Origin of the sequence: Nonomuraea sp. NPDC059023 (assembly GCF_042740095.1) — a bacterium.
In the GTDB taxonomy this organism is placed as follows: Bacteria; Actinomycetota; Actinomycetes; order Streptosporangiales; family Streptosporangiaceae; genus Nonomuraea.
On the sequence record NZ_JBHYIO010000105.1, the window covers coordinates 1 to 5,028 of the forward strand.

The window sequence follows — 5,028 nt, forward strand, 5'->3', positions numbered from 1 at the left end:
ACACGAGGCGAACCCACCCCTACACCCGCCCACCCGGCACCCCCTCCGCACCGGGCGGGCGGGCGGACCGGTATCAACGCCCACCTGCACCCACATGTCAAGCCCCGTCCCGGCCCCCGCACCGGCACGCGACCCCGGCCCCCTTCACAGTTTTCAGGCCGCGATCGGTCGAGCGGCTGCTGCGGGCCTCGGCCGGACACGACGGCCATGACGCCGCCGACCACCCACCGCAGACCCGGCCCGGCTCGCCGAAGCAGCGGCTTCCCCTGCTCGCGGGCCAGGTCGCGGTCGGTCGCGGTCCCGGCCCCAGGGCCACCACCCGGCCTGCCACCACGCCACCCGCGCCCCGACTGCGCCCGCAACGGCCCACGTGCCCGTCACCGACCGTTCCGCCGCCATCACCCCCAACGGCGGCCCACCGGCCGTCACCGGGCCGCACAGCCCCGCCCCGGCACCATCACCCCCACCCGCCCCACACGCATGTGCGCCGGACGTGGACTGCGTGGTCGAGGGTGGCGTGCTCGTCCTGGTCCAGCTCACTCCAGGCGCCCCGTACAGCAGCTCGGCCAACGTCGGCAGCACCAGACCGTGCCCTGGCACATCGTGCCCGGCCGGACCACGCGAAGCCGAGACAGGCACCGGGGCCGACTCAGCCGGAGGCGGCTCAGGCGGCTCGGGCATCTCGCCAGGCTTGGGTGGTTTAGGTGGCCTGGGCCGCTTGGGAGGGCGGGGTGGCAGCGCGTGCCGTAGCTCGCGTGGCCCGCTCGCGCTGACCACCTGCTGCTTACCGCGCAACGCCAGCCACCGGTAACCCACCACCAGAAACGCCCAATCCGGCCAGTCCCGGCGCAACTCGGCGAGCGCCTCCTGCGCCCACGGCTCCTGCCCGAACGCGGACACCTGGTCCGCCACCCGCCTCAGCTCGCCTCCCACAGAACCGCGGAAGGGTCCAAGCGGACACCCTCCTCCAGGCGGCCAGAGCCCGGTCTTTCGGCCGGAAGCAGTTCCCGGATACCGCCCGGCTCTTGCACGCCACCCGTGTGCCCAGCCGAGTTACTGGCCGCCGTGACGTCCGAGGCCGAGCTGGTCGCTTGCCCGTCGAGGGCCAGCTCGGCCCAGACCGCGTGCCCGGTCACCTCGTCACCCGCCGCCCCGACTCGGGACGCGAGCTTGGCCACCCCCGCCAATCCCCGCCCCTCCTCAGCCTCCGGCAGCCGACCGGGCGTGCGCGAGAAGTCCGGGACCGGGCCGCCGCCCAAGTCGTAGACCACGATCCGCACCGACGCCGCCCCTCGCAGCACCTCGACCACGAAGAACCCCCGCTCCCGCCCCGAGCAGGTGTGCCGCAGCGCGTTGCTGACCAGCTCGGCCGTCACCCACACCGCATCCTCCACCCGAGCGGTGTCAGCCAGCAGCTGGCCCACCATCCGGCGGGCGACCGCCGACTGATCGCCCCGTCCGGGGAACGCCCGCCGCCACGCCATCCCGCCCCACAAACGCGCGGCCCGGAGTGTGGACATCATCAGGCCCGGCGCCAGATCCGGGAACTCCTCGCCGGCCGGCTCTTGCCAGTGACGGGGGGAGGCCGGCGAAGTGAGAGGGCTGCTCAGCGCGACCAGGCTCGTGTGCTGCGTGCGGGTGTCCATGACAGGTGTCCCTTCCGGTCCGCGTCCCGGCCCGATGCCGGGAGCGGCCAGCACCATCACCCACCTTCACGCCCGAATCACACCCCCAAACCGCCCCACACACCCGCACCGCCCCGGCCTGCGGCAACACCACCACGACGCCCGCCGTAGCCACCACGATCGGCACGTCGACCACCCCACACCCAGACTGGAGCCCCTCCCACAAGACCGCCTACCGTCCCCCAACCCCGACCGCACAGGGGCCCGCCGCGCACAAGCACGCGCCAACGGAAGGGACATCAGGCCATGTCCGGTACCGGATACCAAACACTCCTCGACTGCCGCCGCCGCAGCCGCTACCTCCGCCAGCACGGCTTCACCACCGACCAGATCACCCTCATCCTCGCCCTCGACCACCCCGCCACCCCACTCCGCCTCCACCGCTACGCCGCCGGACTCACCGCCGCCCAAACCATCGAAGCCTTTCACCGGCTCACCGGAACCACCGGCGCCGGCCTACGCGAGTCCCGCCTCTACGACCACGAGAACTGGCCCCACGCAGGCCGGCGACCCTCCGTCCCCACACTCCGGCTGCTGGCCCGCATCTACGACACCCAGCCGGTCAAGTTACTCACCGCCGAGACGCTGGCCACCTACCCGGCACGAGACCAGCGTGCCCTGACAGTCTGCTAGCTCGACATTTGAGTCGAACGTTCCATATAGGCACATTCTTCGAGCGCTGCTGGGCCTGCTCCTTCATCCGCTGGCCGTACCCGGGGCGGAGGCGACCTTGGTGGTCAGGTCGGCCAACTGCCCGGCGGTGTGGGTGATGTCGTGCCTGCGGGCGTTGTCCAGCCCGGCGCGGATCAGAGCCTTGCGCCAGTACACATCGCCGGCCAGCTGATCGAGCCCGAACGCCAGGCTCGCCAGGTCACCTGCCGTGAACGGGGTACCGACGTGTCCCAGGGGCTCCGCCACTCCGGCAATGTTGGAGTGGGCGACGGGGAGGCCGTGGGCCTGCGCCTCGATGGCCACCAGGCCGAACGCCTCCGAGCCGGATGTCGTGAACACAAAGGCATCAAACCCGTGCAGACGCTGCCACAGTTCCTGGCGGGGCAGGAACGGCGCAAACGCCACCCGGTCCCGGACGCCGAGGGAGCGGATCCGCTCGTGAAGTGCTTTCTCCTCAGGACCCGTGCCGATGATGGTCAGCCGGTGCGGCTGACCCCAACTGGCCTCATCACGCAGGCAATCCACTCGCCGATTGGCCCTGTCAATGGCCTGTGAGCTCTCCCCACGTCACCGGCGCCTTGAGACACCTGCTGCCACTACATGCTTCCTTGACCGAACAGGGCTCCGCGTGTTTCAAGATCACTTTGCGGATAGCGGGCGGCGGAAGATGATCACGAAAATTTGGCCAACACCGCAGCTCAGCGCCGATAGCCCCTGCACATAGGGACCCCGCCTGGCGGGCGAATGAGGAAGCCAGGCGGGGCGTTGAAGCAAGGGTAACCATCGTGCCCAGTCCCGTAGCCGTTGTGCCGGTACGTGTCGGTACGTCAACACGATCACGTACCCGCACCCGTGCGGCGGAGTCGTCCACGACCACCACCCCTCGGCCCGCCCTGGACTTCTTCCCGGCCACCCGGCCCGCTCGTCCGTCACAGGCCCACCCACCGCAGGGACGTGCAGAGGCCCACACACGCGAAAGAGTCCACCCCGGCAGGCGTCCGGGGTGGACTCTTTCGCGTGTGGGCAAGCCGGGCGGGAGGGCAGGCAACCGCCTCCCCTCTCCTCAGGGGATGTGACGGGTCAGACGCGCCAACCCCCGCCGCAGCCAAGCAACCAGACGGCGGACACGGCCGCCCTCGCTCGCGGGCTGGCCGGGCAGGCCGGGCAGGCCGGGCAGGCCGGGCAGGCCGGGCAGCGGCGGGCAGGCCGGGCAGCGGCGGGAAGCAGGTGGCGCACTGGTCGTTGGGGCAGGCGCGTAGGCATCCGTCCAGGCCGCACCAGTGGGGGCCTGGGCAGGTGTGGCGTGGTTTGGGGTTCATGATCATATTGTGCGGTTGTGTCGCGAGGCCGGGGGTTCGTGCGGGGTGCTCAGCCAGACGGGTCGGGGTCGTCGCGTTGGACGGCTTGAGCCCATGCGCGCTCGGGGACGGCGGGGATGTCGAGCCGGGCGGTGAGGCGGTTGAAGTCCTCGCGCGGGACGTCGTTGGCGGCCAGTTCGCGCAGGCGGGCCCGCCACAGGTCGGTGAACCAGACGTCTGGGAAATCGGGCGGCGGCTCGGTGTCGGAGTCGGGCAGCAGCTCGCGTAGCCAGGGCTCCCAGAAGTCCGCAGTGTCGTGAGGCCGGGGCCGGGTGACATCGATGAGGAGTTCGTAGAAGGTGCCTGTGCGGCGGCTCATCTCGACGGCCAGCAACGCGTGATCAGCTTGCCTCTTGAGGTTGGCCAGCGCGGCGATGGTGACGCGATCTTGCCCCCATGTGGTGACCGGGATTTCGGGAAGATCGAGGATCTCGGCGGCGTCGGTGAGTTCGTCGAAGGTGACGCCGTGGCGCGCGAGGTAGTCGAAACACTTCTGCCAGTGCTCGCTGGACCAGACGCCGAGGGGTGGGCGGTTGTCGGGGTCGTAGTCGGGCAGAAGCATGGCCTTGATCGAGTTATCGGCCATAGCGGTGGACCTTCCCGGCAGGCAGGGAACGAGGGTTGGGCGGTGGATCGAGTGATTCGTCGGGTGCGGCAAGCCGCTCGGCGGTGACCGGGGTCGTCTCGAAGTCCAGGCCGAATCTGAGGATGCGCAGGACCGCGCAGCAGACCAGCGACACGTTGCGGGGCCCCCAGGCGTCGGAGGGGATCGGGTCGAGGCCGAGTTTGACGGCGAGGTAGTTGAGGCTGCCAAAGCTCACGCCGATGGTGGCCAGCAGCCGGAATCGTTCCTGCCAGAGCGGGGTGTACCAGACATCCGGGAACACGGTGTCAGGGTCGGGGAACAACAGTGCTTTGAGCTCGGCAAAGTCGGAGTCTACGTGCGAAGGCATGCCCGAGGCTCCTACGGTCGTGACGCCAGGCGACGGAACTGATCGCGAGCCCGTTGGACGAGCGGCACGAGCAAGCCACCCAGGGTGAGCAGGTAACAGGCGGTGATCACGACCAGGGCCGGCAGAGGAATGGGCCCGACAATGACCCGCCACGCGAGGACAGCCACGAAGATCAGAACGTTGACGGACAGGAAGATGCGCAGCTCACGGGCCACGAGCACGAATCCGGCGAGGAGGAAGGCGAGAACGCGGGCGGCTCGGCGCTTGCTGTGGGGCATGGGCATGTCTCCTGATGTGGTGGTGGCTTGGTTGCGGAGAGGGGTCTGCGGGCGGCGGGGTGCTGTCACGCCGCCCGCAGAC

6 protein-coding genes are annotated in these 5,028 nt (G+C 70.2%); 1 reads left to right on the forward strand and 5 read right to left on the reverse strand.

Translation table 11 applies throughout. The features are described from left to right. Window positions 1-917: 917 nt before the first annotated feature. A complete protein-coding gene (locus tag ACFWYW_RS58795) occupies window positions 918-1,646 on the reverse strand; it encodes an ATP-binding protein (protein WP_379627889.1) in 729 nt (242 codons plus the stop codon). A 285-nt stretch (window positions 1,647-1,931) separates the two neighbouring features. Here ACFWYW_RS58795 and ACFWYW_RS58800 point away from each other — a divergent pair, with 285 nt between their 5' ends. Beyond that, window positions 1,932-2,318, forward strand: a complete 387-nt coding sequence (locus tag ACFWYW_RS58800) for a hypothetical protein (protein ID WP_379627887.1) — start codon at window positions 1,932-1,934, stop codon at window positions 2,316-2,318. 63 nt (window positions 2,319-2,381) lie between these two features. Here ACFWYW_RS58800 and ACFWYW_RS58805 read toward each other — a convergent pair whose 3' ends face one another. From ACFWYW_RS58805 to ACFWYW_RS58820, 4 genes are all read right to left on the reverse strand, one after another. Beyond that, window positions 2,382-2,903 (reverse strand): glycosyltransferase, encoded by a 522-nt coding sequence (locus ACFWYW_RS58805; RefSeq protein WP_379627893.1) that lies wholly within the window; start codon window positions 2,901-2,903, stop codon window positions 2,382-2,384. A gap of 822 nt (window positions 2,904-3,725) precedes the next feature. Next, the gene (locus ACFWYW_RS58810; RefSeq protein ID WP_379627885.1) at window positions 3,726-4,301 is read right to left on the reverse strand and encodes a hypothetical protein; all 576 of its coding nucleotides are present in this window, start codon (window positions 4,299-4,301) and stop codon (window positions 3,726-3,728) included. Further along, window positions 4,291-4,668, reverse strand: a complete 378-nt coding sequence (locus tag ACFWYW_RS58815; protein WP_379627883.1) for a hypothetical protein — start codon at window positions 4,666-4,668, stop codon at window positions 4,291-4,293. Before ACFWYW_RS58815 ends, ACFWYW_RS58810 begins: the two co-directional genes overlap by 11 nt. Window positions 4,669-4,679: 11 nt before the next feature. Beyond that, window positions 4,680-5,028, reverse strand: a 349-nt coding sequence (locus ACFWYW_RS58820) for a hypothetical protein (protein WP_379641459.1), incomplete at its 5' end; no start/stop codon positions are given.

Coding starts and splice junctions, on each gene's coding strand:
- ACFWYW_RS58795 (WP_379627889.1), bottom strand. CDS start 1,646: ATGGACACCCGCACGCAGCACACGAGCCTGGTCGCGCTGAGCAGCCCT.
- ACFWYW_RS58800 (WP_379627887.1), top strand. CDS start 1,932: ATGTCCGGTACCGGATACCAAACACTCCTCGACTGCCGCCGCCGCAGC.
- ACFWYW_RS58810 (WP_379627885.1), bottom strand. CDS start 4,301: ATGGCCGATAACTCGATCAAGGCCATGCTTCTGCCCGACTACGACCCC.
- ACFWYW_RS58815 (WP_379627883.1), bottom strand. CDS start 4,668: ATGCCTTCGCACGTAGACTCCGACTTTGCCGAGCTCAAAGCACTGTTG.